The following is a 25696-nucleotide window of genomic DNA, read 5'->3' as shown; positions in this document are numbered from 1 at the left end:
TCGAAATACTCGTGCTATTTCAGGTGAATAGGAAATATGAAAAAATCAAAGGAATTTGCAGAGGCTCTCACAAGCTCTTTTGCGCCGGCCGCATATGTGCTCAATGAGACCGAGCGGCGCCCTTATGAAATCGACTGGCGAAAGCTTGTCGATCAGCCGGCTGAAGCGGTTCTTTTTCCGTCCACCACCCAAGAAGTGTCGGACATGGTAAAGCTATGTCAAAAGCACAAATTGGCGATTGTTCCGCAAGGCGGGCGCACGGGCTTGGTGGCCGGTGCCGTTCCTGTTCAGGGTATCCCGCAGGTCATCATCAACACCCGCCGACTGAACCAAATCCGAAATATCGACGCAATAAACAACACGGTGGAGCTTGAAAGTGGCGTCATTCTCCAAACAGCACAGGAAGCTGCTACAGCCATAGATCGCACCTTCCCCCTCAGCCTGGCCTCTGAGGGCTCATGCCAGATTGGCGGGACCATCGCCACGAATGCCGGCGGAATCCACGTGCTGTCCTATGGTTCGATGCGCGAGCAAGTGCTTGGCTTGGAAGTCGTCCTGCCTGACGGCCGAATCTGGAACGGATTGCGGCGACTGCGTAAAGAGAATATCGGGATGGACATCAAGCAACTGTTCATCGGGTCGGAAGGCACAATGGGGATCATCACCGCTGCCGCTATCCGGCTTCTTCCCCGCCCCAAGAAGACCCTGACCATGCTTGCAGCCGTCAAGGCACCCGATTTCGCACTGGAAACATTTGTCCGCATCCAAAACCTATGTGGCGCAGATCTGACGTCGTGTGAATATTTCACTGCAGAAGGCCTGAAACTGCTGATCGACCACATTCCACAGACAGCACTGCCATTTACCGATAATCATCCGGCCTATGTGCTTTTGGAAGTAATGTCCCTGGACAGCTCGGCAGATCTGTTTGCCCGGCTGGAGCCGGTGCTCGAAACTCTGCTGGCTGACAAGGTTGTAAACGACATGGTTGTCGCGCAGAGTGAAAACCAGAGACTAGCCCTGTGGAAGCTCAGAGAGGGAATTTCAGAAGCAGAGAAGGCGGCGGGCGGCGCACTCAAACACGATATTGCCGTGCCGATCTCGGTAATCCCCAGCTTCATTGAAGCTGTCAGCTCCGAGATCATGCGCATCGCTCCCGGCTACAAACTCAATGTGTTTGGCCACCTCGGCGATGGCAACCTGCACGTAAACATTGTCCCCCCGGAGGGGGTGTCTCTGTCAGATCTGTATTCGGGCAGCAACCCGATCACGTCATGCGTCGAAAAAAATGCAATGAAAGCCGGCGGAACATTCAGTGCTGAGCACGGTATAGGACAACTTAGGGTAAGTTCGCTTATGGACTATCATGACTCCGTTGAATTGGACCTGATGCGAACAATTAAGAAAGCAATTGACCCGTCATGGATGATAAACCCCGGAAAAGTCTTAAGCCACGCAAATCAGACCCACGCTCGACACCGCTAAAGGTTCGGGCGCGCCCGATTGTGCGACCGGTTCGGCTTTCAGATCAGATCATGAACACCCTGCGCAAGGACATTGAAACCGGCAGGACGGCGCCTGGCTCGCGACTACCCACCGAAAAGGAATTGACCGAGACTTTCAACGTCAGCCGCACGGTCATCCGTGAGGCTATTTCACGACTGCAAAGCGATGGTCTCGTCGTGGCGCGACAAGGCGCGGGCATCTTCATCGCCGACCCCAGAGAAGTCGCGCGCTCTTTCCGTCTCAGCCTGGTGGACACGGAAAAGCAGACTTCGATCCGTGAAGCTTATGAATTGCGTATTGGCATCGAAAGCGAAGCTTCGGCTCTGGCGGCGCAGAGGCATACAAAATCAGATATCGTCCAGCTTGAGAAAACCCTCGACAAATTGCTGACATCTGCGGACAATTTCGACCGCGGCGTTGAGGCTGACGTTAACTTCCATCACCTGATCGCTCAGATCTCCAAAAACAAGGCTATGCTGCGGTTTCAGGAATTCCTGGCCTCGATGCTCGTCGAATCGGTCAAAATCGCACGTGACAACTCTGCGCGTCAGGAAGGAATGACCGAGTCTGTCAATGAAGAGCATGTGAGAATTTTCCATGCGATTGCTTCCGGAAACTCAGACGATGCCCGTCAGTTCTCCCGGCTTCACCTGATCAGCGCATTAAATAGATTACAAATCAAATAGTAATCAGAAAACCAGCCAAATGTAGATTTTGCGCGCTTGGCCACGACACTTTCAGTGGCGCTGCAAGCCCAAGGGGTGAAGATTTGATCTCACTTTATCTTCGGCCAAGTGAGGCCTGCGCGTTGCGCGACAGATGTCTGCAAAACCGAAAATTATTCGGTGTGTGAACCGGAGTGGAACAGAGTTCCACCCCGGCTTCATTAATGCGTCAGGGCAATGCCGTGATCAGAGTGCGAACTCGGTGACGAACTTGGTGCGCTGGAACGCTTCCAGCCCTTCCATGCCGCTTTCCGAACCAAAGCCCGATTCATTGACGCCGCCAAATGGCGTTTCCGGGGTGGAGACAGCCATGTGGTTGACGCCAACCAGACCGGCATCCAGCGCTTCCTCGGTTCTGGCCGCCAGCGAACCGCTGCGGGTGAAGCAGAACGACGCGAGGCCATAGGGCAGCGCATTGGCGCGTTCGATCACTTCATCGAAGCTCGAGAACGGCATCAACGGGGCGATCGGGCCGAACGGCTCTTCGGTGAGAATGCGGGCATCGTCGGGAACATCGGTCAATACCGTGGGCTGGAAGAAATAGCCCTGATTGGTCATTCGCTTTCCGCCGAGCGCAACAGTTGCGCCCTTGCTCACGGCGTCCTCGACAAAGGCTTCCATCACGCCGAGACGTCTTTCAGCGATCATCGGCCCCATCTGCACACCGGCTTCAAGCCCGTTGCCGACAACAATGGTCTTGGCTTTGGCGACAAAGCCCTCGACGAAGGCACTGAAGATGCTCTCATGAATAAAAAACCGGGTCGGAGAGGTGCAGACCTGGCCAGCGTTGCGGAACTTGAAGGCCTCAAGCGTGTTGATGGCGAGATCCAGATCGGCGTCCGCATGGACGATGACCGGCGCGTGGCCGCCCAATTCCATGGTGGCGCGCTTGAGCGTGTCGGCGGAGCGCTTCTGCAACAGCTTGCCGATCTCGGTGGAACCCGTCAGCGTCACCTTCTTGAACACCGGCGACTTGAGCAGGGTGGAGGAGACGTGATCAGGGTCGCCAAAGACAACATTGAGAACGCCATCGGGGAGGCCTGCGTCCTGGAAGCAACGGGCGATGGCGACCGCAGTGCCGGGCGTTTCCTCGGCCGGTTTGACGACAATCGAACATCCTGCGCCCAGCGCGCCTGCAATCTTGCGCACGACGTTGCCGGACGGGAAGTTCCAGGCAGCAAAGGCTACGACCGGGCCAACCGGTTCCTTGAACACCATCTGGCGAACACCGGGCATGCGGGCAGGCACGATGCGGCCATAGGCGCGCTTGCCTTCCTCGGCATACCAGCGCGTGACTTCGGCACCGAACTGGACTTCAGGCACGGCTTCGGCGAGCGGCTTGCCGTTTTCCATTGTCAGCAGCCGACCGATACGGTCCTTGCGCTCGTCGATCAGCGCGGCGGCCTTCATCATGATGGCGTAACGCTGGACGGCGGTCATCTTCTTCCACACGGCAAAACCACGGGCAGCGGCTTCGGTGGCTTCGGCCAGGTCTGCATCGTTGCACAGCGGCACAGTGCCAAGCACTTCCTCGGTTGCCGGATTGACCAGATCGCGAACCTTGCCATCGCCCGCCTGTCGCCATTTTCCGTCGATCAGCAGTTCGATCTTTTCATCATACATCATGGATACTCTCTTGTTGGTTTGAGACGGGGGTCAGCGACACAGGAACCCGTTGGGAATCGGGTCGTCGTCGCCGCGGATAAAGCTGTGCAGGCCGGTGATATGGGCGAGGCCTTCGATGGTCGGCCGGTAGCGGATCGGATTTGCGCCATTGGTCGACAGCGGCACGGCAGAGGCGGTGAACTCGACATCGAGAATATTGATCGCCCGGATCGGCTCGCCGGGCTCGATCAGGCCGGCGCCGAGCAATTGCGCCAGACGCGCCGAGGTGCCGGTTCCGCAGGGCGACCTGTCGAACTTGTTGGCGGCGAGCACCACCAGCTGACGGCTGGCAAAACCATCAACGTCGCGGTTCGACTGATAAAAAAGCACGCTGTGGATATGAGAGTTCGCCCCCGGTACCGCACCGGTGTCGATCCTGGCGTTGACCTCGACCTTGATCCTGGCGCCGATTTCGAGCGCGTGGTGAACACCAGACGGATCGAGCGAGACGCCGGCGGCCTGTGCCTCGACCAGCGCATACCAGTTGCCGCCATAGGCGATATCGCATGTGCCCGGTCCGGGCAGTGTTTCCAGCGCAACCGCGCTGGCTGCAACATAGGAAGCCACGTTGTCGAAGCTGACCGCGGAAAGCCGCCCTCCCTCGTAATTCGCCGTCACCCGCACCAGGCCGGCGGGAACCTCGAGATCAAAGGCGGCCTGGCCCTGATCATCGGGAAGCAACAGCCCCATGTGGTTCAGGCTTGCGGCGATGCCGATCGCCGCATGGCCGCACATCGGCAGGTAGTTGTAGCTGCCGAGAAAGAAAGCGCCATGATCGGCGACCTTGCTGTCGGTCAGAACCGCGCCGACCATGGCCGAATGGCCGCGCGGTTCATGCAGCAGCAAGGTGCGGACGTCGTCCAGATTTTTCTGGAACCAGTCGTATTTTTCCGCGACCGATCCGCCCCTGAGCGGCGGCAACCCACTGGTGATGAGCCTGGTGGGGTGGCCTGCCGTGTGGCTGTCGATGGTGGTCAGGACGCGTCTTGGTGTCATGGCGTGGTTCAGGCTCCGGCCTTGATGGTGTCAGCGATCTTTTCGCCGGCCATCACCGTTGTCAGCATGGTGTTGCCACTGATCACCGACGGCATGATCGAGGCATCGACTACCCGGAGACCTTCAACGCCGATGACCTTGCCATCAGGATCAACAACCGCGTCAGGATCGTTGCGGTCGCCCATCCGGCAAGTGCCGCTGGCGTGCCAGCTTCCGCAGGTGTTGTCGATGATCCACGAACGCAGCTGATTGGGCGATTTGCGCAATCCCTGCACATCGACATCGGGCACGATCACCTTTTCGATCATAAGTTTGCGGGCCAGCGAACCGCTGCCCATGATGCCCGCCGCGATCAGCGTCAGGAACCAGTTGAGCTTGCTGACAGCGCCGAGCTTGCGCACCCGGTCGGAGAAGGTTGCCGGGAACACTTCGCCGACCACATCCGTCATTTCCGGTTCGGAGACGATGCCGAACAGGCGGTGCATGCCGTCCTCAAGCCGTTTGAGATCGCGCTCGTCTGACAACTGCCTGAAATTGACAAACGGGCCGGTCGACGGATCGCGGTCGACAAGGCGGACATAGCCGGTCGAATAGGGCCGGTTGACGCACACCAGTATGGAGCCGAGACGGCGACCGAGCGGGTGCCAGGCGGCGCGGTTGGACGCCAGCACGAACATGTCGCCGGCGGTCGTTTTGGCCAGCTTGGAGCTGTAGCGGTAGCCCATCTGGATGTGGCGGCGCATGCTCTTGGGCAGGCGGGATTTCTTCGGCAGGTAAGCGGCAAGCGCCACCATCGGGTGATCCTGAAGGTTCTGACCGACGCCGCGGCGGTCGGCACGCACTTCGATGCCCATTTCCGAAAGATGATCGGCGGGGCCGATCCCGGCGCGCATCAGGATTGCCGGCGATTGCAGCGCACCGGCAGAAATGATCACCTCTCCGGCACCAAGCGTGCGCGTGCCCTGCGGGCCTTCGATCTCGACACCACAGGCGCGGTTGCCGTCAAACAGGATCCTGCGCATTTCGGTGGAACCCATGATCGTCAGGTTCGGACGGTCGCGGACTTCCCCGGTCAGATAGGCTCGCGCTGTCGACACCCGCTTGCCGTCGACATTGTTGTTGACGGTCATCGGGAAATAACCGTCATCGGTGCAGCCATTGTGGTCGCGGATATTCTTGACGCCGAGCTTGTCGAGCACCTTGGCGGTGGCCTTGGTGAGCGGTGACCAGTCCTTCTCCGGCACCCGCCGCAACGGCATAGGTCCGCTACCGCCATGGACTTCGGTTTCACCGTAATCGAGATCGGTCTCGAGCTTCTTGAAATAGGGAAGAACGCCCTTCCAGTCCCAGCCTGCCGCTCCGTGCTCGGCCCAGTCCTCATAATCCCAGGGCAGGCCGCGGAAGGCGAACTGGCCGTTAATCGAGGTGCCGCCACCGATCACCTTGGCTTGCTCGTAACGGCGGGCCTCGGCATCAGGGGTTTTCGGATCATCGAGATGAACCTTCACATTCTGCCAGTGATAGGAGCGGTTGAAATAGGCAACAATCGGGTAGGCATCTAGAATGTCTTCGGGTTCGGTTCCCGGCTCCATGTCCGGGCCGGCCTCGATCAGCGCCACCTTGAAGCGAGTTTCTTCCGACAGCCGGCTGGCGAGCACGGCACCGGCGGCGCCGCCGCCAACAACGATGTAATCGAAATGCTCAGCAGTCATCTTATTCGCCATGATTGAGAAAGACAGTTTTGAAACGAAGGAAGCTTTCGAGGCCGTTGCGGCCCATTTCCTTGCCGAAACCGGAACCGTTGAAGCCGCCCTGCGGTGTTGCATAATCGGGCTGGCGGCCATGGGCGTTGACCCAGACGGTTCCCGCCTCGATGCGATCGGGCAAGGTCATCGCCTTGTGCAAATCGTCGGTGTAGATGCTCGCGGCGAGCGCATAGGAGGGATGGTTGGTCATGGCGATGCCCTCCTCCTCGTCCTCATATTCAAAGACGGAAAGAACCGGGCCGAAGAATTCCTCGCGGAAGCCAACCGAGGTTTCGGGCACATTGCGCAGAATTGTCGGCTGGTAATAGGCGCCGGCATTCTGGGCAGCAACACGACCGCCGCCAGTGACGACTTCGGCGCCATCACTCAGGGTTTCGGCCAGCATGGAATCGATGCGACGCGCCTGCTTTTCCGAGATGATCGGCGGCAGGGTGTTGCCATTCTGCCAGGTTGGCCCTGCCCTGCGCCCGGCAGCAATTGCGATGACCTTTTCAAGCAGTTCGTCGCGCATGCCGACCGGCGTGATCAGCCGGGTACCGGCAGTGCAGACCTGGCCTGAATTGGCGAGGAAGCCGTTGGCGATGTTGGTCGCCACCGCATCGAGATCGCGCACATCCTTCATCACCAGTTGCGGTGACTTGCCGCCGAGTTCCAGCGTCAGCGGCTTGGTGCCGGTCATGGCCGCATCGGCCATCACCTTGGCGCCGGTGGCGGAAGAGCCGGTGAAGGTGATCTTGCGCACCAGCGGGTGACGTACCAGCAGCGAGCCGGTGATGCCTGCGCCCTGGACAATGTTGAACAGGCCTTCAGGCAGACCCGCCTCGATGGCGAGTTCGGCAATCGCCAGCGCCGAGTAGGGTGTCATTTCCGAAGGCTTGAGCACCACAGCGTTGCCGACGGCGAGCGCCGGAGCCGATTTCCAGATCGCGTTGATGGCGGGAAAATTGAACGGCGCGATGGAGGCAACAACACCAAAGGGCTCAGGCCGCGCCATCGAAGTAGTGCCGGCCTTGCCGGCCAGCAACTGGCCTTCGACCTTGTCGGCCCATTCTGCGAAATAGCGCAGGGCGCCGGTGGCGCGAACCAGATCGCGGCCAAGCACGTCTTCGATCGGCCGGGTCGAGGATACGGATTCGATCCGGCCGATGCGTTCGCGGTCACGGTCAATCAGATCAGCCCAGCGTTTGAGCACTGCAGCACGCTCGAGCGGCGCGGCCTGACGCCATCCGCTTTCGGTGAACGCCCGATGCGCCGAGGTGACGGCACGATCAATGATGGTTTCATCGGCCATCGGCAGCGGCGCCGTTTCAGCGCCATCAGAGGGACGGAAGACCGCAAGGGCTTCGCCCGCTTCCACACGTTTGCCGTCAATCAGATGTGCGGCGACGAGGGTGATGCTGTCGGGATTGAAATCGCTGGTCATGATTGTCTCCGGATTGCTCGATCAGACGCCCGTGAGCCGGAACCCGGCAGGGAACGGATCGTTGGGATCGAGGAAGAAGTTAAAAGTCCCGGTCAGGTAGGCCGAACCGGTTACCGTGCAGGCGATGGCGGGAATGTCGCCCACCGTCGTGGCGCCGGTGATATTGCCGGTGAAGACCGTGTCGAGAATGCCGGCGTGGCGGAAGCTGTCGCCCGGCTTGAGTTCCCCCTTGGCTGCCAACATCGCCATGCGCGAGGCAGTGCCGGTTCCGCACGGCGACCGGTCGATCACCGTCGGCGGACAGACGACGGCATTCTTGCCATCGGTGGTTTCGCCATCGCCGTCCTGGATGATCTCGATCTGGTAGATCTCATTGACATGGGCCATGGTCGGATGCTGGACCGGATGATCCTTCAGCCCGGCGCGCAGTTCAGCGGCAGCAGAGACGATCTGCCAGGCCTGATCGGGATGGATCTTGAGGCCCAGATCGCTGGCCTTGACGATCAGATAGAAATCGCCGCCAAAGGCGATGTCGGCGCGCACCTTGCCGAAGCTCGGCGTGTCGACGAGGATGTTTTCGCGGTAGAGAAAACTCGACGGCATTTCCAATGTCACCGAGACGGCACGTCCGCCCTCGACCTTGACCCGGGCAGGCACCACGCCTGCGGGAGTATCAAGCCGAACCAGCGTTTCGCCTTCGACCGCTTCAATGTAACCGGCTTCCACCGCAATTGTGGCAACCGCCATTGCACAGTGGCCGCACATCGGCGGATAAGTGTCGGGCTCGAGAATGAGCATGCCGATATCAGCGTCTTCCGAACAGGCTTCGGTGAGGACGGCTGCGGGCATGTTGAAACTGCCGCGCGGCTCGAACAGCACCAGTTGGCGCAGCCAATCGCGCGACATCAGGTCGGCGCGCTTTTCCACCATGGTCTTGCCACGGATCGGGCCAAAACCGGAGGTGATCAGCCGCAGCGGGCAGCCTGCGGTGTGGGAATCAATACCCTGGATAATGCGTGTGCTTTGCATGGTTCAGCCTGCCTGCTTGATGGTTTCGCGCACTTTTCCAGTTTCCAGGATCGAGCGGACCGTGGCCTGCTGCTGATCGGAGAAAGGCAGAAGCGGTTCGCGCGGAATGCCGACCGGCTGGTCGAGTTCGTTCATCACTGCCTTGATGCCGGCATAGAAGCTGCCGGTCTTGAAGCAGCGGTAGATGTCAAACAGCGCAGGTTCGAGCTTGTCGGCCATAGCGGTGTCGCCGTGCTGGCAGGCATCGTAATAACTGCGGACAAGTTTGCCGGAGAGCTGATGAGCCATGGCGACAACACCGGAGCAGCCGACTGGAAGCGTCGAGCGGATCATGGTTTCGTAGCCGACAAAGACGGCGAGCTTGTCCTTGACCTTGGCGCAAAGCTCGGTGACCTGCTGGATATCGGCCGAGGAATCCTTGATAGCCACCACATTGGGGATGTCGGCAAGGCTGGCGACGAAATCCGGGGTCAGGTTCACGCCCATCCGCGCCGGGCTGTTGTAGAGCATCAGCGGCAGATCGGTGACCGCGGCAATGCGGCGGTAGAACTGGGCGGTTTCGCGCAGGTCGGGCTTGGCGTAGATCGGCGGCAGCGCGAGGATACCATCACAGCCTGCGGCCTTGGCGGCTGCGCAGAGTTCTTCGACAACCTTGGTGCGTAGATCCGACACACCGGCAATCACCGGCACCCGGCCGTTTGACGCCTTGACGGTGGCCTCGAACAGATCGATGCGTTCCTGCACCGTCATTGTGTAGAATTCACCGGTGCTGCCGCAAACCACAAGGCCGTCGGCGCCATTGGCGATATTGACTTCCGCCAGTTCGGCGAAACGCTTGAAATCGATGCTTCCATCCTGGGCGAACGGGGTCACGAGGACACTGTGAATGCCCTTCCAATCAGTCTTTGACATTTGATACTCGCTGGTTATTTCGGGTTAGTCCTGCAGCAACGGACGCATGAGCTCCGCGGTCGCATGGAAACGATTGACGAACGATTGGACCCGTTCGTTGGTGGGGTGCAGAAGCACGTCTGCGGGCGGACCTTCCGCCTCGATGGTGCCCTGGTCTAGAAACACCACGCGGTCGGCCACCTCGAGGGCGAAGCCGAGTTCGTGGGTAACCACGAGCATCGTCATGCCTTCCTTGGCAAGCGTGATCATGGTGCTGAGAACTTCGCCGACCAGTTCAGGGTCGAGCGCCGAGGTCGGCTCATCAAACAGCATCACCTCGGGGCGCATGTTGAGTGCACGTGCAATCGAGACACGCTGTTTCTGGCCACCGGAAAGGCGGTGCGGCATGCGGTCGGCAAAGTCGGCCATGCCGACCTTTTCGAGATATTCCATCGCCCGCTTGCGGTTGCTGGCATCGTCCTCCTTGAGCACGATGCGCGGCCCCTCCATCACGTTGCCCAGCACTGTCATGTGCGGGAACAGATTGAAGTGCTGGAACACCATGCCAACGCGACTGCGCAGCGTATTGACCTGCTTTTGCTTGATGCCCGCCTTGTCGTCACCGCCGGCGGACTGATTGAAGATGGCCTGACCGGAAATCTCGATGCGGCCGCAGTCGGGATTTTCGAGCAGGTTCACGCAGCGCAACAGCGTGGTCTTGCCGGAACCGCTGGACCCCAGCAGCGCGACCACTTCGCCCTCGTGCACATCAACATCGATGTCGCGCAGAACCTTGAGCGGACCATAGGATTTCGACAGGTTGCGGATCGAGACCAACGGCTTGTCTTGGAGAGTTTCTGGCGTGCTCATTGGCTGTGCGCCTCCAGCTTGCGGGCAAGGTAGTTCGACGGAATGAGAATAATGAGGAAGACCACGCCGATCGCCGTGTAGACTTCCATCGGCCGGTAGGTGAACGAGGCGATGTAGCCCGCCTGATAGAGCAGGTCCGGGATGGTCAGCACCGACAGCAGTGTCGTGTTCTTCATCTGGATGATGGTCTGCCCCGCCAGCGGCGGGATCATGCGGCGGAACGCCTGCGGCAGGATGATCCGGCGCATCGACTGCGTGGTCGACATGCCCAGCGCGCGGGCGGCATCGGTCTGGCCCGGGTCCAGCGTCTGGATCCCGGCGCGCAGGATTTCGGCATAGTAGGCAGCGCCATAAAGGCTCAGCGCGGTGATGCCTGCCAGTTGCTTGGAGATGTTGATATCGAGGAAAATCGGCAGTGCGTAATAGCTCCACAACAGCCACACCAACAGCGGCACGTTGCGGAAGAACTCGACAAACAAGAGCCCGATCCAACTGATGGCAGAGATACGGGCAAGTTGCGCCAAGGCCACGAGGAGGCCTATCGCAAGGCCCAGCGCCGTGGTGACGACCGTATAGTAGAGCGTGATCCCAAGCCCCTTGAGGATAAGGTCCGCATTTTGGGTGATGATCGACCAGTCAAACACGAGAAGACTCCTGGCGTGGCTTGGTTGGGTGCTGCCGGGGACAGCAAGTGCCCCCGGCTAACAGAGTGATCAGAAGCTGAATTCAGGCGGCAGGATCGACAGATCGATGCCGTGAGCTTCGAAAGACTTGTGCAGCTTGCCCTGGGCAAGGCCGAGCGCGCGCTGCTGGTTGACCCAGTTGGTCAGCCAGTTTTCGTAGCCTTCGTTGCCTTCTTCACGTGCGTAGCCGATGGTTGCTGGATTGAGCAGCATAGGCGCCGGCAGAATGATTTCGCCGCCGGTCTGCTTGGCAACCTGGACCGCGTCGAAGATAGCCAGAACCATCGCGTCGGCGCGGCCTGCCTGCATTTCGAGCACGCCCAGCGGACGGTCTTCGACAACAACGATGTTGGCCTTCGGGGTCAGCGCTTCGGCGACAACCTGCATGGTGCCCCCCTTCTGCACGACAAGGCTGACGGAAGGATCGTTGAGATCAGCCCAGTTCTTCTTGTCGAAGCCGGGCTTGGCGACGATTGCCCATGCATCCGTGAAAAGCGGGACGGAGAGATAATCGACAACCAGGCCACGCTTGGGGTTGGGGTTGAGACCAAAGGCGATGTCGATCTTCTTGGCCTGGAAATCGGCAGCGAGATTGCCCCAGGTGGTTTCGACCGGTACGGCCTTCACACCGAGGAGTTCGGCAATGTCGTTGGCCCACTCCATGTAGAAGCCGCCCCATTCGCCGCTGTCGCGGTCGCGAATGTAACCGGGCTCTTCGCCGATCATCACCGGAACGCGCAGTTCGCCACTGTCGCGGATGCGGTCGAGAACGAGATTGGGATCAGTCGCGGCTGCGGGCTGAACCAGTGAGGCTGTCATCAGCATGACGGCCGCAAAGGCGGATGCCAGCTTGTTCATGAAAGAAAATTTCATTTTTTATCCCTTCTGGGTTTTTGACGGGTTTAGACAAGAAAACCGCGCTTCATGGGGTCATCCGGCTCGACGATGAGCGTGGAAATACCGTTGAGATGCGCCCGCCCCGAAATTTTCGGAACGACTGCAAGACGTCCGTCCGACGTCTCGACAACTGAAGTGACCCGGCCCATCAGCCGGCCACCAAAAATACTCTCAGCCTGGAGAACGGCGCCCGGCTCGAACCGGCCCTGCGCCACATATTGCGCCATCCGCGCAGCTACCGCGGTGACGCCGGGAGACCGGTCGAAGCGGTGTGCATCGATCGCCAGAAACATGCGTTCCTGACCTGATGCCAGCGGCTGGCAGACCAGCACCGAGTCAAATGCCAGCTCATCAGCCCGGTTCAGCGCTGTAATTGCATCGCGGACCAGACGGGCCTTGACGAGAATTTCATCAGCCGAGCTCGACTGCAGATCGAGCCCGAGATCGGCCGCCTCGGCGATCGCATACAAAATGCCGCTATCGACAATCTGCAGACGGGCATCCCGGCCATCCACGGCGACAGCAAATTCCGGCGTGACGACCGAGGACTGCGGCAGGATGACATCAATCTCGCCATTGTCAGGCTTGATCTCGACCCGAACCGTTGCGCCCGGCATCTCGATACTGAAACTGGTTTTCGACTTGAGCCGCCCGAGTGCTGCGAGCGCCTTGGCATAGCCGAACACGGCATGCCCGCATAAATCGGGATAGCCATAGGAAGTGATGAAGAAAGCACCGAAATCGGCGGTCTGGGAGGGGACGGGTACCAGGCCAAATGAGCCCGCGTGACCACGCGGCTCCTGTAACAGCAGCGGACGCAAATGGTCGTATCGCGCTTCGAAGGAGCGTTGCTTCTCCTTGACCGTGGTCCCGTCCAAACCTTCAAGCGGCTCCACCAGAATGCGTGTCGGGTGGCCGGCCGTATGTGTTTCGATCACCCGGAAAGTCTGGGCGTCGGTGGATAATTCGATGTTGAGCGCGCCTTCGCCAAGGCCGGTGCCCTGAGAGGAGCCGATTTCAAGGCGGCGCTCACGCTTTTCAAACTGCATGGATGCCAGCCGGGCGGTGTCAGTGTTGACCCATAGCGCCACGGCCTTACCGCCGCCGACATTCTTCCAGCGATGATCGATACGGCTGCTGAAATAGGCGCTGTCGCCCGGCGTCAATGTCACCGGTTCGCGGCCTGACAGCGCAATCTCCAGCTCGCCCTCCAGCAGGTAGATCAGTTCCTCACCCTCGTGGGCGTAGAAGCCATCGCTTTCGCGCCCCTGCTCGATGGTCCAGACCTCGACGTCCATCAACCGTTCGGCGACAGTGACCTGTTCGATCGAAACGCCGGGCCCGAAGGTGCTGACCATGCGGCCGCTGCCCTTGCGGACGATCGGAAGATGTTCGCTGCTGGTGCCGCCAAGCAGTTCGCCGAGCGAACGCTGGAACACCTCGGCAATCGCATTGAGCCGCGCCGGCGACAGAAACGCCGCCCCGCGCTCGAACATGCTCAGATGCGAGACATTGATGTTGGTTTTCTCAGACAGGTCGCGGAGCGAGAGACCAGCTTCCTTGCGCATGGCGCGGACCTGGCCGCCGATCTGGCTGTATTCGACGGTGCGGCGGTCGGCGTCCGGTTCATCGACCGGATCGGCAGCCGCATTATCGCTATCTTCCAGCATCCGCCGGATACTGGACAGGCTTTGTCCGTCGACGCGGCGCAACAGGTCGATCCGGTGGACGCGTTCGACATCGGAGGCGGAAAACGACCGGTGTCCGCCCTCGGACTTGTGTGGCGCGAGCAACCCCAGCCCTTCCCAGGACCGCAATGTTGAAATGGCAACGCCCGTTACCTTGGCCACATGGCCAATCGAGTAGGGCTTTCTATGGTTTTTCGCATCGCTCACAAAATCACCTGAAGATATGTAGGTTTTTTAAATTCTCTTGATGGTATGCAGGTTTTTTGAAATCGTCAACGGGAAATTTTGGGTTTTACCGTTCCGAGACATACGCCCCGGCCACACCGCGCAATGATCCGATACCCTCCGCCGTTCTCGCGCGGGCCTGATCTGATATGATGGGAATTCTCACCGATGCGGCCGCGGCCTGTGAGAGGTGGCAGGGCCGTCCCGACTCCGGCCAAAGGATTGGCGTGCCCCCATCAGGTGGTCCGGTTTGATTGTTAGTGCATCATGGGCGTCTGGTCCATCGGGACAATGCTTTCCGGCGCGGGCGGGCGGTAGCCCAGAGCGCTATGCGGCCTGACGGTGTTGTAGTGGATACGCCATTGCTCGATCAGGATTTGCGCCTCCCTTAGGCTGTAGAAGATTTCGCCGTTCAGCAGCTCGTCGCGGAACCGGGCGTTGAAGCTTTCGCAGTATCCGTTCTCCCATGGTGAGCCTGGCTCTATGTAGGCCGTCTTGGCTCCAACAGCTGCAATCCAATCCCGCACTTTCTGGGCGATAAATTCCGGCCCATTGTCCGACCGAATGTATTCCGGCGGGCCGCGCAGGATGAATAGGTCTGTCAGAGCATCCAGCACGTCCGTTGAGTTGAGCTTGCGGTCCACGCGGATCATGAGTGCCTCCCTGGTGTATTCGTCGATGATATTCAGCGTCCGATAGACGCGGCCGTCAGCGGTTCGATCCTGGACGAAGTCGTAGGACCAGACGTGGTTTGGCCGTTTCGGTCTGAGACGCACACATGATCCGTCGTTCAGCCAAAGCCGCCCCTTTTTCTTCTGCTTTTGTGGCACTTTCAGCCCTTCACGCCGCCAGATGCGCTCAACCCGCTTATGGTTTACCTGCCAGCCCGCGTTGTTCAGCAGACCGGTGACCATGCGATACCCATAGCGCCCGTACTTGTCGGCCAGTTCGATGATATCATCGGTCAGCCGTTCTTCATCTGCCCGGCCCTGTGGCACCTTGCGCTGTGTGGATCGGTGTTGTCCGAGCGTGCGGCAGGCGCGGCGTTCTGATACGCCGAGCTCCCGCCGCACATGGTCGATGCACTTGCGCCGACGCGAAGGGCTTAGAAGTTTCCCTTTGCCGCCTCGGTCAGGATGAGTTTGTCCAGTGTCAGGTCAGACACCGCCCGCCGAAGCCGCTGGTTCTCCTTCTCCAGCTCTTTCAGCCGAGTGAGTTGAGATCGCTGCATCCCGCCATAGAGCTTCCGCCATCGATAAAACGTCTGCTGTGTCACGCCGATCTGGCGCACCGCGTCAGCAATCGTCGCACCTTGCCCTTGCAGAACTTCAACCTGCCGAAGCTTCGATACAATCTCTTCCGGCTTCTCTCGTTTTCCAGCCATCGCTGATCCTCCAATTTGAGGGATAATCTATCCCAGTTGGTGGACCACTTTCAGGGGGCAACTCCAGGATGGCCAAAAACTGAACTGAGCTAATTTATAGACGCGAACTCAATGGCGACCAGGCCAGGCCGCCTCCCCGCATCTGAGTAGGTTAGCGGTTCCCCAAACCGGCTATGCACATAAACAGCAGCAACGATTGCAGAAAAACATCTCGCTCCCACACGGACAATCCCTGAAGATGCAGTTGCGTTGTTCGAGAACGCACAGCGCTAGATTTTGCAAACTGGCTGCAAACCACGGGTGCTTGAGCTAAATCATTGAGAAATAAGCATCGCCAGATATCTTGGGATTCAGATTCGTTGAATTTGTTGACAAATCTCCATAGGGCAATCAATCGGCATGGGACTCGTCGCCAGTCAATTTGGGACTCAAGGCCCCTTTCGCCACATATGTTGGGACTCGGTGTTTTTCATGCAAATGGCTTATGTTGGGCAGATCGTACTGTTGATTTGCTCACTACCGTAGCCTAATCAAAACGGAAACCAAATAATCCGCCAGTTTCAGTGTCATCCAAAATTGTTGATAAGCATGCTTCATTTGCGTTCAAATCATCACTGAACGGTAGATTTTCGAAAACGTCGCTGTTCATCGTAACTATGTACTGAACCTCCATTTCTCTTGCCAATTTTGCACCAACCTCAAGCGCAGCTACAACCTGCCTCTCATCGACACCGTCGAATAGATGGCTGTCGTGGATTAAGAATCCTGGCCCACCCAATCTTTTCGTAACGACTTTAAGAAGAGCATAGTCAAGCGCAAAAACTTCCATGTTAGCTATGCCGCCACTTCTATTTCCGGCTATATGTACATTGAATTGGGGGCCTGTTTCGGTGGCAACAATTCTAAGGTACTTTTCCCGTTTATCTTCATATAGTCTATTTAGAGCTTCATCCACCGCAAGTGTTGCTGCAGTGATAGCGTCGTCACGGTTTTGATGATCCGCTTCAAGGCGTTGCTTAAGATTTATACGCTCCTTCTTCAGTTCGTCTTTTCCATTTTCAGCCCTTTTCATAGCTTCCTTTTGAGCTGCTAGCCTTGCAATTTGCTGATTGGCGTCAGCCAGTCGTTGTTGAATATCAATCAGTTCGCTAAAAGCGCCTTTACCCTTGAGACTTTCCAAGATTTCGGTTCGACGAGATGTGTGCGTCCTTCTCTCAGTCTCAAGTTGCTCCAATTTTTTTCGATTGAACTCCAAATCCTGCGAAAGATGAAGTAATTACCCACCCCCTTGCCATGCACCACAATGTCTGAATCCATGATGATATGGATCGGACTGATTTGCAGCAGCTGAGCAAGGACGAATTGATCGAGATGGTGCTTCGGCTCCAACGGCCTTCCAAGGATTCTCGGACGTCTTCCAAGCCGCCCTCGACGGACAAGAAAGAGAAACGCGTCAACTCACGACCGGGTGGAGCCAAGCCCGGGCATGAACCCCACAATAGGGTGCTGGCGGATTTTGCCGACATGTTTCGCGATCATGAACCGACCGCCTGCAAGAGATGCGGCCATGCGTTTTCCGGTGATGATACGATGGTGCTGGCCGGGGCCTATGACGAGATCGATATTCCTGCGATCCGTCCTCATGTCACCCGGCATCGGCGTTTTTCCTGTCATTGCCCGCAATGCGGCACGACAACAAAAGCCACCGCACCTGCCGTGGCAACCGCAACGCCGTTCGGGCCAGGCATTCACGCGCTGGCGATCTACCTCAAGAGTTTCCATGCATTGTCTTACGAACGCCTGAGCGGTGTGTTCATGGATATCTTCGGCCTTAATGTGAGCGAGGGCGCGATCATGAACATGTTTTCCCGCTCCCGTCCGAGCTTCCAGGCCACAGCACAGGCCGCCAAGGCCAGCCTTCGAGCCGCCCGCGTTGTCGCCAGCGACGAAACCGGTGTGCGTATCGAGGGCACAAATGCCCAACACTGGGTTTTTCATTGCAAGGATGCTGTTGTCCACCAGCCCGATTACTCCCGTGCAGCACGGGTCGTTCACGAGACCATGGGCGGCCATGTCCCCGAGGTATGGATATCTGATCGGTATTCAGCCCAGCAATCTCACGGCCATCGACATCAAACCTGCCTTGCACATTTGGCGCGTGATACAGCCTTTGCGCTGGAACATGGCGAGGATGATCTCCCTCTTCGCTTCCAGCTTTGGTTTGGCCGTGTGTTTGATTTCGCCAGAGCCATAAGCACATTCGCTGCGTCTACCGTCGCAAGCAAGAAGCGCAAATTCGATAAACAGCTTGCCGGGCTTCTATGCGCCCCGACTTCGTGCGACCTGGCCCAAAAGCTCCAGGCCAAGATCGGGCGGGCCCGCGATCAGCTGCTGACGTTTTGCGACTATCCCGGAGAAGTCGATGTCACCAACAACACATCTGAGCGAAAGCTCCGTCCATGGGTCATTCAGCGAAAGGTGACAAACGGATATCGCGCCATGTGGGCCGCCCAAGCCGAGGCGGATGTACGCACGACCATCGACACCGCCCGCCTCAAAGGCGCAAACCCCTTCCAGGTCATCGCATCCGTCCTGGCATAGGCCGGTAGAAGAACCGGAAATCACGAATTCGGGGGTGGGTAATTACAAGATGAATCTTTCGGTTCAAAATAACCGACTCATGAAAGGCTTCTACCTTCTCGAACCCGGCGCGAACACTATCCGGCAGCTGAAATCCTACAGCATCGTAGAGCTTTTCCACGTCACTCAGCGTCGAAGGTGTCTCATTTTCAATGCTGGCCTCAATATGCCTAATCCTCGTTGCATATTGAACTGATTCCCGACTTAGTCGCTCTGCTACAATCTGGGCATCCGACGCCTCTTTAACTAAATCATTGTAATGATCTTCGACTTTGAATGATGATATTTGACTCTTCAGAGTCGGTCCGGAAAGTTGTTCATTTTGAACAGAGCCTTCGCAGCATGAGGCGGATAGACGCGAGTTTGAGAAAGGCGAGCGCGTTGCGCGACAGGTTCTCGAAGTCCTTGGCTAGCCTGCGGCATCGCCCAAGCCACGCGAAAGTCCGTTCGACCACCCAGCGTCTCGGCAGAACCTCAAAACCCTTGACGATGTCGGATCGCTTGATGATCTTGATCGCCAGCCCGGGCATGGCCTTCTTCTGACCCTTGGCGAAGACAGGTCCCTGATAGCCACCGTCCGCAAAGAGTTTCTTCAAAAACGGATAGCGCCCGAACAACGTCTTGATGACCAGCAGACCGCCGTCGCGGTCCTGGATGTCGGCTGGATGAACCAGCGCATGCAGCAGCAGACCTACCGTGTCGACAAGGATATGCCGCTTCTTACCCTTGACCTTCTTCCCCGCATCATACCCGCTCGGGTCGATACAAGCCCCCTTTTTCCGCGCCTTTGACGCTCTGGCTGTCGATGACCGCCGCCGTCGGGCTAGCCTCGCGTCCCATCGCCTCGCGGCATTTCACATAAAGCTCCTGATGAATACGGCCGAGTGTGCCGTCCCAGTTCCAAAGGTCGAAATAGCTGAACAGGGTGCTCTTCGGCGGCAAGTCCTTCGGAACAGCCCGCCATTGGCAGCCGGTGCTGAGAACATAAAGCAGGCCGTTAAGAACCTCGCGCACATTGACCTCACGCCTGCGGCCACCCCGCTTGGCAGGAGGTATCAAAGGCTCGACCAGCGCCCATTCCGCATCCGTCAGATCGCTGGGATAGCGCAGACCATCCCGATTGTATTTCCCACGGTTCGCTTTCGTCCACATAGCCTCCATCCCATCGTCGAATCAAATCAACGGCATCGAATCACAAACGATTCATATCATTCAACTTCTTTGCGGACCGACACTCAGGTCTTCAGCTCTTTGTACAGCCAATACATGCGCAGCAGTTATAGATGCGATAGATTTATGGCTTGGATTGTCCCTAATCGAAGCCTTTGCTTGTTCGGCGATTTCTTTTTGTTCGATTTTTGCCAATTCAAAATCTCGAACTATTGTCCAGTCCAAGCCAAAGAGATAACTCAATGCTGTATTTGCGGTCGAATCAGCAACTTTAGTGGATGTCTTGGAAGGTGACGCGAAACCGCCGTTGCCGCGTCGACGGGCAAAATATGGAAATAAAGTTCGAAACGTGGGACCACCCTTTGCAAAGATGGACCCATCCCAATGGATGGGAAGCTCGAACATCTCGTGTCCTAGCCAGAAATTCCAATCTCTGATCGGCGTAAAGGGCTCAAGGAGGTCACCCTCTGTGTGCAGCGGCGTATTTGGAGGCTCATCAAACTTCACAAAAACCCGATCACGCTGATGAACATTGCGGGTCACATGTGCAACCGTGCCCGAGATACGAAATGATCCATTGAATGACGCTCGCTTCAATTCTTTGGAAGTGAACGGAGTGCCTTTCGTTACATCAGCACCCAGCAAAAAATGAATTATCTCGATTACGCTGGATTTTCCTGCGCTATTTCGAGATTGCCTATCGGTGGAAACGTCACTTTGATCTGCGAGCAGGACATTGAAGCCAGGTTTGAACGTGATGGATTTAAATGAGGGAATTGAGCTACCGATAGAGATGATCATTTATCACCGTCTCTTCGCACTCGAAGTAAGCCATCATCTAATTCGATCATATTGACCGAATACAGGAACGTCAGTGCTAAAGTGAACCAGTCAAACCCAAGAACCTTATTCCTAGCTCTACGTGCTGCGCTCACACGTTCCCAAACCTCGCTAACTGAACGAGGCGTCTCGTTGATGATGTTCAGAATTTCTCCACCGACAGTGATAAGCGCTCGGTCTGCTGGCAAAAATTTACTGGGTAAAATCATCTTCAACTATCCGGATTACTACTCTTATCTTTATCCTCAAAAATAACGCATGATTCAAACATGCTGGATAAAACAATACAGCTGGCCTCATATCTAGAATCATGCTCAAGGATGTACCCCGCCAATTTTTCACTCAGATTATCCAAAATATTCTGTGGACTTAACCCTTGTAACTTCATGTCTTTATAACTTTTATTTAAGAATACCGGAACAAACTCAAGCACGTTTTCGTCTGGATAGTCTGCAAGTATCTTTTCCACTTCAAGAGTGAACATATTCCACATTCTAAATGTATTTCTCCACTTTATTGGAATATTGTTAAACTCCATTTTGTCTAAAGGTACTGGTCTAATTGATGAGTTGTCCGGTATATTATTATTATTATAATACTCAGATATTTTTCCAATTATTCCCATAATACATTCAGGCAGGCGATTGACATTATCTGTGCTCAATGAGCGAATGCCGAAGAGCTCATCCATGTCATCTGGAGACAGCTCCGTAAGTAACTCCCTGTATTTTTGAAGGCCGAAAACGCCAATTTCTATATCTTTAAATTTTTCCTTCATATCAACAATCTTTTTTGTGACATCTGAAGGAATTTCTATAAGATTATGAGTAAACACCCATTCTTTCATGTGTGGGTTTTTTTAATCGCTAAGTCAAAATCTTCGGTTATTTTCTTTATTACATACCTTACATTGAAACTTTTGCCATTATCAGCGCCGTAGCATTGGTAAACTGCGTTTTTGCTTTGGAGATAGCCGTCCATCCCTCCATCGCCTAAATTACCATGTGCGCCTACTGGTATGTAATCGTTTGGATATAAACGGCCCATGAAGTCTGCATGAAATTTCTGAAACTCCGTGCGGCTACTTCGTCTAAGTTTAAGCTCCAACATTTCACGCCAATTAATTCCCACAATATGCCTCACATTCTTATCCGCATAAAATAAGTATTAATGCGGGCTTTCTTGAAGGCAAGTGGGCGCAACACGAGAACATTGAGATAGACGGAATATCGTCCGTCTGACGCCGAGTCCCAACGTATGTGGCGATGAGTCCCAAAAACGTGGTGTTTGTCCCAACGTATGTGGCGAAAAACAAAAAAATGGCGCGCCTCTCCGGTTGAAGATATGAACACTTATGTTCTTGATGTCGCTACCCAATTATTCGCGGTGTAGATGTCCGTGTGATTTCCGACTTGGTGGTCGATTTGGGTAAACTTCTGGATCGGATCGCTCCATCAAATCGTGGGATCGAACAATCCGGAAGAGCCAGGCCGCCTCTCGTGACGAAATACCGTTGTCAATTGCTGCGACCGTTCGACGGTCGTCCGCCTTCATCCGTCGGATCGTTTCAGCGCCCTTGCCACGGTTTCTCGAGCATGAACCATGCAATGACGGCATGCGCTTCTCAAGCGGATCGCCAACTGCTCTTCTGCGAGCGATAGGCGGGACACGAGTGGGTTATGGGTATCCGCGCGTCCATGTTCTGTTCAGACGGGATGGGTGGCCGGTGTGTTCGCTGTTTTGCTCCGGATTAGTTGAAAATGGCGAACTGGCGGAGACATAGGCGCGAACCATTATCTCCTTAATATATCTATGTGAACAGACTTGCAGGAGCGCGCTATCGGGGCGGCAATGGCGGAAATTCAAAAAAATACAATTATTTCAAAATTTAAATTGTTGACATAACTACAAACAAAAATGATCCTCCATGTCAGTACAGGAAGTAACATTGCTTTGGGAGGAGCGCATGTTAGCCATCTCTTTAGCCCTGAATGGCATCGTTCTTGGCTCCGTCTTGTTGCTTTTCAGTCTGGGACTGACACTGATTTACGGCGTGGGCAGGATCGTGAATTTCGCGCATGGCGCTCTCTTCAGTATCGGCGCGATGCTCGGAGTCTGGATGTCGGGTCAAGGCATGCCACTCTGGGCGACGCTGATCGCCACCCCACTTGTGGTCGGACTCCTCGGCGTGGTCCTTGACTGGGCCATTCTCGCCCGGATCCGCGACCGGCCCATGGTCGACAGTCTGTTGCTGACCTTCGGATTGGCGCTTTTCATCACCGGCGTCCTTTATGAGTTTGGTGGACGCAACGTTCAGATCATGCCTATCCCGCAGTCGCTGGATGGCGCCATCGGCCTCTTCGGCCTCACACTACCGGTGTATCGCGCCTTCGTGTCTGTCCTTGGCATAGCCCTTGCCGCCGGCCTCTTCCTGTTCCTCAAGAACTCAGACTGGGGCTTGCGGGTTCGAGCAGCCAACGACGATCCTGAGATGGGCGCCTGTCTCGGCATCGATCGCGAGATGCTGATGCACTCCGTTGTCGGCGTCAGTGCCGCACTCGCCGCAATTTCGGGCGCCGCCGCCGCTCCCATCTTCACCGCCTACGCAACGGTTGGCGACAAGATCCTGATCCTGGCTTTCATGACCGTAATCCTGGGTGGGCTCGGAAGCCTACGCGGAGCCGTCGTCGCCGCCTATGTCGTCGGTTTGATTATCGTCTTCGGGGAGGGGTATTTCGGTGGCCAGATGGCGCTCATGCTCTTGTTCGTCCTCGTAATGGCCATGTTGATCAACTGGCCTCGTGGCTTTTTCGGGGAGGGGAGAACCGAATGAACAGTACCACCGTAGTGAAACAGCAAGCCCGGCCGTTGGGGCGACCGACTTCGCGTCGCCCGCTGATCGTTGCTCTTGTTGTGATCGCCGCACTCGGCGCGACCCTGCCGCTTTGGACCGCTGAAGAGCCGTTTTTGCTGATGCTGGCATCGCATGCCGTGATTGCCGCCGTTGTCGCGTTGAGCCTCGATCTTCTCACAGGCAACACCGGTCTGCTCTCCTTTGGCCATGCTGCCTGGTACGGTTTCGGCGCCTATGCTGCCGGGCTGATATCGAAGCTGCTGACGCCCGAGATGCTAATTATCCTCCCATTCGTGGTGCTTATGGCAACCGTGATAGCTCTCAGCATAGGAGCAATCCTCATTCGCCAGATCGGCAAGACCTTCGCCATCCTGACGCTGGCGCTCAGTCAAATATTTTATGCGATGGTCTTCGTCTTCTCGTCATCTACGGGTGGCGAGGATGGCCTTCAGGGTATTCCTCTGGTGACATTGGCGGGCCAGCAGATCGTCAGTTCCGACGCATGGTTCTGGCTGCTCTATACCGTCCTGGTACTGTCGCTTGCCGGAGTGCTATATCTGCGAACCACGCCGCTCGGGCGGGCGTGGCTGGCCATCCGCGAAAATACCGAGCGCGCCCGCTTCATCGGCATCGACACGGGTCTATTGAAGCTGATCGCATACACCGTCTCGGCGGCTATCGCATCACTCGCCGGTGCACTTTTCGTGCTTTTCAACGGCGCGGTCTCGCCGGACATTCTGCACTGGTTCGAATCCGGCAAGATCCTGATGTATGTGGTGCTCGGGGGCATGGGGACGATCATAGGGCCGGTCTTCGGCGCTGCAATCTTCACCTTTGCCGAGCACTATATTTCGAGCTTTACCGATGCCTGGCTCATCTATTTTGGCGGCCTGTTCGTCATCATCGTGATCGTTGCGCCCGGCGGCATCTTCGGAATATTCGGCAGTCTGTATCGCAAAGTTACCGGCAAAACGGGAGATGCGGCATGACTTTACAAATCAACGGAGTTTCCAAACGTTTCGGCGGGCTCAAGGCTGTCCATGAAGTGACCACTTCAATTGGCAATTGCACCATCCATTCCATCATCGGCCCGAATGGCGCTGGCAAGACCACGCTTTTCAATCTCGTCACCGGCGCGTTGGCTCCTGATGCGGGCAAGGTGTATTTCGACGGCAAGGACATTACCGGATGGGCTCCCAACAGGCTTGCCGGAATCGGCATCGCCCGCACATTTCAGCGCACCAGTATTTTCAAGGATCTGAGCGTACAGGAGAATGTAGCGTTGGCGGTCCGCTCTCGCAGGGGCATGAACCAGTCGATCCTGCGCTCCGCGAGCCTGGAAGCGGAAATCTCAGACGAAGTCTACGCTATTCTCGACAATGTCGGACTGATGGGTCGGGCAACCATGAAGGCCGGGGCTCTCGCCCACGGAATTCAACGAGCCCTCGATATCGCGATCGGCCTGGCGCTCAAGCCGCGAATAGTCCTGATGGACGAACCGCTGGCCGGCATGTCGCGGGGCGACCGCGAAACGGTCGCTGGCATCATCATCAAACTCAAGGAGGATCTGGGCCTGACCGTCGTTGTCGTCGAGCACGACGTGGGTATGGTCATGCGGCTCTCCGACACCATCACGGTCATGCAGCACGGAATGATTATTGCCGAGGGAACACCTGCGGCAATCCGAGAAAACGAGGCTGTCAAGAACGCCTATCTGCACGGGAGTTTCGCGGCATGAAACAGGCGCTGACTTACCAAGACGTATCGGCCTTCTACGGCAACAGCCAGATACTTCACGGGATCAATCTGGAAGTCCTCCCAGGCAAGGTCGCCTGCCTTCTCGGCCTCAACGGAATGGGCAAGACCACAACACTCCGCACGACCATGGGGCTCGTCGACCGCATAGATGGCGCGATCACCCTGAATGGAGTTCCGCTGACCGGGCCCACCCATCGCCGCTCCCGGCTGGGCGTGACCCTCGTGCCTGAGGACCGCAAGGTCTTTGCCAATCTCACGGTTGACGAGAACCTGCGCGTTGCCATCCGCAAGCCGGTGACCGGGACCGGTTTCACCATGGAGGATGCAATCCGCATTTTTCCGCGGCTTGGCGAAAGGCTCGCGCAAAAGGGTGGCACGCTGAGCGGGGGCGAACAGCAGATGCTGGTGGTCGCCCGTGCCATGCTATCCAATCCGCTTTACATGATGCTGGACGAGCCCACGGAAGGCCTCGCTCCGAGCTATGTCGACGCGATCCGCGATTCCATCATTGCTGCGCGCGAATTGGGCATCGGCATCATCCTGGTCGAACAAAGCCTGCCTCTGGCTCAAGCGGTGGGCGACGATTTCTACATTATCGAGAACGGGCAAATCATCGCGTCACTGACTCGCGCCGAGGTGGAAGCCGATCCTGAGCGCCTGTCCAACATGCTCACGGTGGAATGACG

General features: G+C 56.9%; 24 protein-coding genes. 7 read left to right on the top strand and 17 right to left on the bottom strand.

The window, feature by feature from the left end; genetic code table 11:
• The first annotated feature begins 36 nt into the window (after positions 1 to 36).
• Both OEG84_RS18555 and OEG84_RS18550 read left to right on the top strand, forming a co-directional pair.
• Positions 37 to 1485: an FAD-binding oxidoreductase gene (locus OEG84_RS18555; RefSeq protein ID WP_267655101.1), complete on the top strand. Its 1449-nt coding sequence runs from the start codon at positions 37 to 39 to the stop codon at positions 1483 to 1485.
• On the top strand, positions 1422 to 2192 hold the full coding sequence (locus tag OEG84_RS18550; protein WP_267655100.1) for a FadR/GntR family transcriptional regulator: 771 nt from the start codon (positions 1422 to 1424) through the stop codon (positions 2190 to 2192). Before OEG84_RS18555 ends, OEG84_RS18550 begins: the two co-directional genes overlap by 64 nt.
• Positions 2193 to 2417: 225 nt before the next feature.
• Here OEG84_RS18550 and OEG84_RS18545 read toward each other — a convergent pair whose 3' ends face one another.
• The 12 genes from OEG84_RS18545 to OEG84_RS18490 form a co-directional block, all read right to left on the bottom strand.
• Positions 2418 to 3854 (bottom strand): NAD-dependent succinate-semialdehyde dehydrogenase, encoded by a 1437-nt coding sequence (locus OEG84_RS18545; protein ID WP_267656254.1) that lies wholly within the window; start codon positions 3852 to 3854, stop codon positions 2418 to 2420.
• Between the two features lie 33 nt (positions 3855 to 3887).
• Entirely contained in the window at positions 3888 to 4892 is a 1005-nt protein-coding gene (locus tag OEG84_RS18540; protein ID WP_267655099.1) for a proline racemase family protein, read from the bottom strand.
• Positions 4893 to 4900: 8 nt separating this feature from the next.
• Positions 4901 to 6604, bottom strand: coding sequence for a GMC family oxidoreductase (locus OEG84_RS18535; RefSeq protein WP_267655098.1), 1704 nt, complete (start codon positions 6602 to 6604; stop codon positions 4901 to 4903).
• 1 nt (position 6605) lies between these two features.
• Positions 6606 to 8081 (bottom strand): aldehyde dehydrogenase family protein, encoded by a 1476-nt coding sequence (locus tag OEG84_RS18530; protein WP_267655097.1) that lies wholly within the window; start codon positions 8079 to 8081, stop codon positions 6606 to 6608.
• A gap of 21 nt (positions 8082 to 8102) precedes the next feature.
• The gene (locus OEG84_RS18525; RefSeq protein WP_267655096.1) at positions 8103 to 9110 is read right to left on the bottom strand and encodes a proline racemase family protein; all 1008 of its coding nucleotides are present in this window, start codon (positions 9108 to 9110) and stop codon (positions 8103 to 8105) included.
• Positions 9111 to 9113: 3 nt separating this feature from the next.
• Complete coding sequence (gene dapA, locus OEG84_RS18520) at positions 9114 to 10022, bottom strand: 4-hydroxy-tetrahydrodipicolinate synthase (RefSeq protein WP_267655095.1); 909 nt, start codon at positions 10020 to 10022, stop codon at positions 9114 to 9116.
• Positions 10023 to 10046: 24 nt separating this feature from the next.
• Entirely contained in the window at positions 10047 to 10871 is an 825-nt protein-coding gene (locus tag OEG84_RS18515; RefSeq protein ID WP_322988706.1) for an amino acid ABC transporter ATP-binding protein, read from the bottom strand.
• Positions 10868 to 11515 (bottom strand): amino acid ABC transporter permease, encoded by a 648-nt coding sequence (locus tag OEG84_RS18510; protein ID WP_267655094.1) that lies wholly within the window; start codon positions 11513 to 11515, stop codon positions 10868 to 10870. Before OEG84_RS18510 ends, OEG84_RS18515 begins: the two co-directional genes overlap by 4 nt.
• Positions 11516 to 11584: 69 nt before the next feature.
• Positions 11585 to 12427, bottom strand: coding sequence for a transporter substrate-binding domain-containing protein (locus OEG84_RS18505; protein WP_267655093.1), 843 nt, complete (start codon positions 12425 to 12427; stop codon positions 11585 to 11587).
• Between the two features lie 29 nt (positions 12428 to 12456).
• Complete coding sequence (locus OEG84_RS18500) at positions 12457 to 14346, bottom strand: proline racemase family protein (protein ID WP_267655092.1); 1890 nt, start codon at positions 14344 to 14346, stop codon at positions 12457 to 12459.
• A gap of 275 nt (positions 14347 to 14621) precedes the next feature.
• Positions 14622 to 15748 (bottom strand): IS3 family transposase gene (locus tag OEG84_RS18495; RefSeq protein WP_267653243.1). Its coding sequence is split into 2 segments (ribosomal slippage): positions 14622 to 15484 and positions 15484 to 15748, totalling 1128 coding nucleotides; the frame shifts between segments, so codons are not numbered across the junction.
• A 526-nt stretch (positions 15749 to 16274) separates the two neighbouring features.
• Positions 16275 to 16928 (bottom strand): DUF2326 domain-containing protein, encoded by a 654-nt coding sequence (locus OEG84_RS18490; protein ID WP_267655091.1) that lies wholly within the window; start codon positions 16926 to 16928, stop codon positions 16275 to 16277.
• Positions 16929 to 17071: 143 nt separating this feature from the next.
• Between OEG84_RS18490 and tnpC the strand changes: the two genes are divergently transcribed.
• Complete coding sequence (gene tnpC, locus OEG84_RS18485; protein WP_267651873.1) at positions 17072 to 18349, top strand: IS66 family transposase; 1278 nt, start codon at positions 17072 to 17074, stop codon at positions 18347 to 18349.
• 356 nt (positions 18350 to 18705) lie between these two features.
• Here tnpC and OEG84_RS18480 read toward each other — a convergent pair.
• The 5 genes from OEG84_RS18480 to OEG84_RS18460 all read right to left on the bottom strand — a co-directional run bounded on the left by OEG84_RS18480 (position 18706) and on the right by OEG84_RS18460 (position 21541).
• Positions 18706 to 19540, bottom strand: a protein-coding gene (locus OEG84_RS18480) for an IS5 family transposase (protein WP_267655090.1) whose coding sequence is annotated in 2 segments (ribosomal slippage) — positions 18706 to 19156 and positions 19155 to 19540 — 837 coding nt in all. Because the reading frame shifts where the segments join, the coding sequence is not laid out codon by codon here.
• Between the two features lie 60 nt (positions 19541 to 19600).
• Complete coding sequence (locus tag OEG84_RS18475; protein WP_267655089.1) at positions 19601 to 20359, bottom strand: hypothetical protein; 759 nt, start codon at positions 20357 to 20359, stop codon at positions 19601 to 19603.
• Positions 20356 to 20607 carry an ABC-three component system middle component 6 gene (locus OEG84_RS18470; protein ID WP_267655088.1) on the bottom strand — a complete coding sequence of 84 codons (252 nt, stop codon included), beginning with the start codon at positions 20605 to 20607 and terminating at the stop codon, positions 20356 to 20358. Before OEG84_RS18470 ends, OEG84_RS18475 begins: the two co-directional genes overlap by 4 nt.
• A 2-nt stretch (positions 20608 to 20609) precedes the next feature.
• Positions 20610 to 21245: an ABC-three component system protein gene (locus tag OEG84_RS18465; RefSeq protein WP_267655087.1), complete on the bottom strand. Its 636-nt coding sequence runs from the start codon at positions 21243 to 21245 to the stop codon at positions 20610 to 20612.
• Positions 21242 to 21541 carry a hypothetical protein gene (locus OEG84_RS18460; protein WP_267655086.1) on the bottom strand — a complete coding sequence of 100 codons (300 nt, stop codon included), beginning with the start codon at positions 21539 to 21541 and terminating at the stop codon, positions 21242 to 21244. Before OEG84_RS18460 ends, OEG84_RS18465 begins: the two co-directional genes overlap by 4 nt.
• 823 nt (positions 21542 to 22364) lie before the next feature.
• Between OEG84_RS18460 and OEG84_RS18455 the strand changes: the two genes are divergently transcribed.
• Genes OEG84_RS18455 through OEG84_RS18440 form a run of 4 tightly spaced genes read left to right on the top strand, consistent with a single transcriptional unit; the run spans position 22365 to position 25694 of the window.
• Positions 22365 to 23231, top strand: a complete 867-nt coding sequence (locus tag OEG84_RS18455; protein ID WP_267655085.1) for a branched-chain amino acid ABC transporter permease — start codon at positions 22365 to 22367, stop codon at positions 23229 to 23231.
• Positions 23228 to 24241, top strand: a complete 1014-nt coding sequence (locus OEG84_RS18450; protein WP_267655084.1) for a branched-chain amino acid ABC transporter permease — start codon at positions 23228 to 23230, stop codon at positions 24239 to 24241. The genes OEG84_RS18455 and OEG84_RS18450 overlap by 4 nt, the downstream gene beginning before the upstream one ends.
• Positions 24238 to 24990: an ABC transporter ATP-binding protein gene (locus OEG84_RS18445; RefSeq protein ID WP_267655083.1), complete on the top strand. Its 753-nt coding sequence runs from the start codon at positions 24238 to 24240 to the stop codon at positions 24988 to 24990. The genes OEG84_RS18450 and OEG84_RS18445 overlap by 4 nt, the downstream gene beginning before the upstream one ends.
• Complete coding sequence (locus OEG84_RS18440) at positions 24987 to 25694, top strand: ABC transporter ATP-binding protein (protein WP_267655082.1); 708 nt, start codon at positions 24987 to 24989, stop codon at positions 25692 to 25694. The genes OEG84_RS18445 and OEG84_RS18440 overlap by 4 nt, the downstream gene beginning before the upstream one ends.
• Positions 25695 to 25696: the final 2 nt, after the last annotated feature.

Origin of the sequence: Hoeflea algicola (assembly GCF_026619415.1) — a bacterium.
Lineage (GTDB): Bacteria > Pseudomonadota > Alphaproteobacteria > Rhizobiales > Rhizobiaceae > Hoeflea > Hoeflea algicola.
The sequence above is the reverse complement of the archived record's forward strand: the minus strand, read 5'-3'. Positions and strand labels throughout refer to the sequence as shown.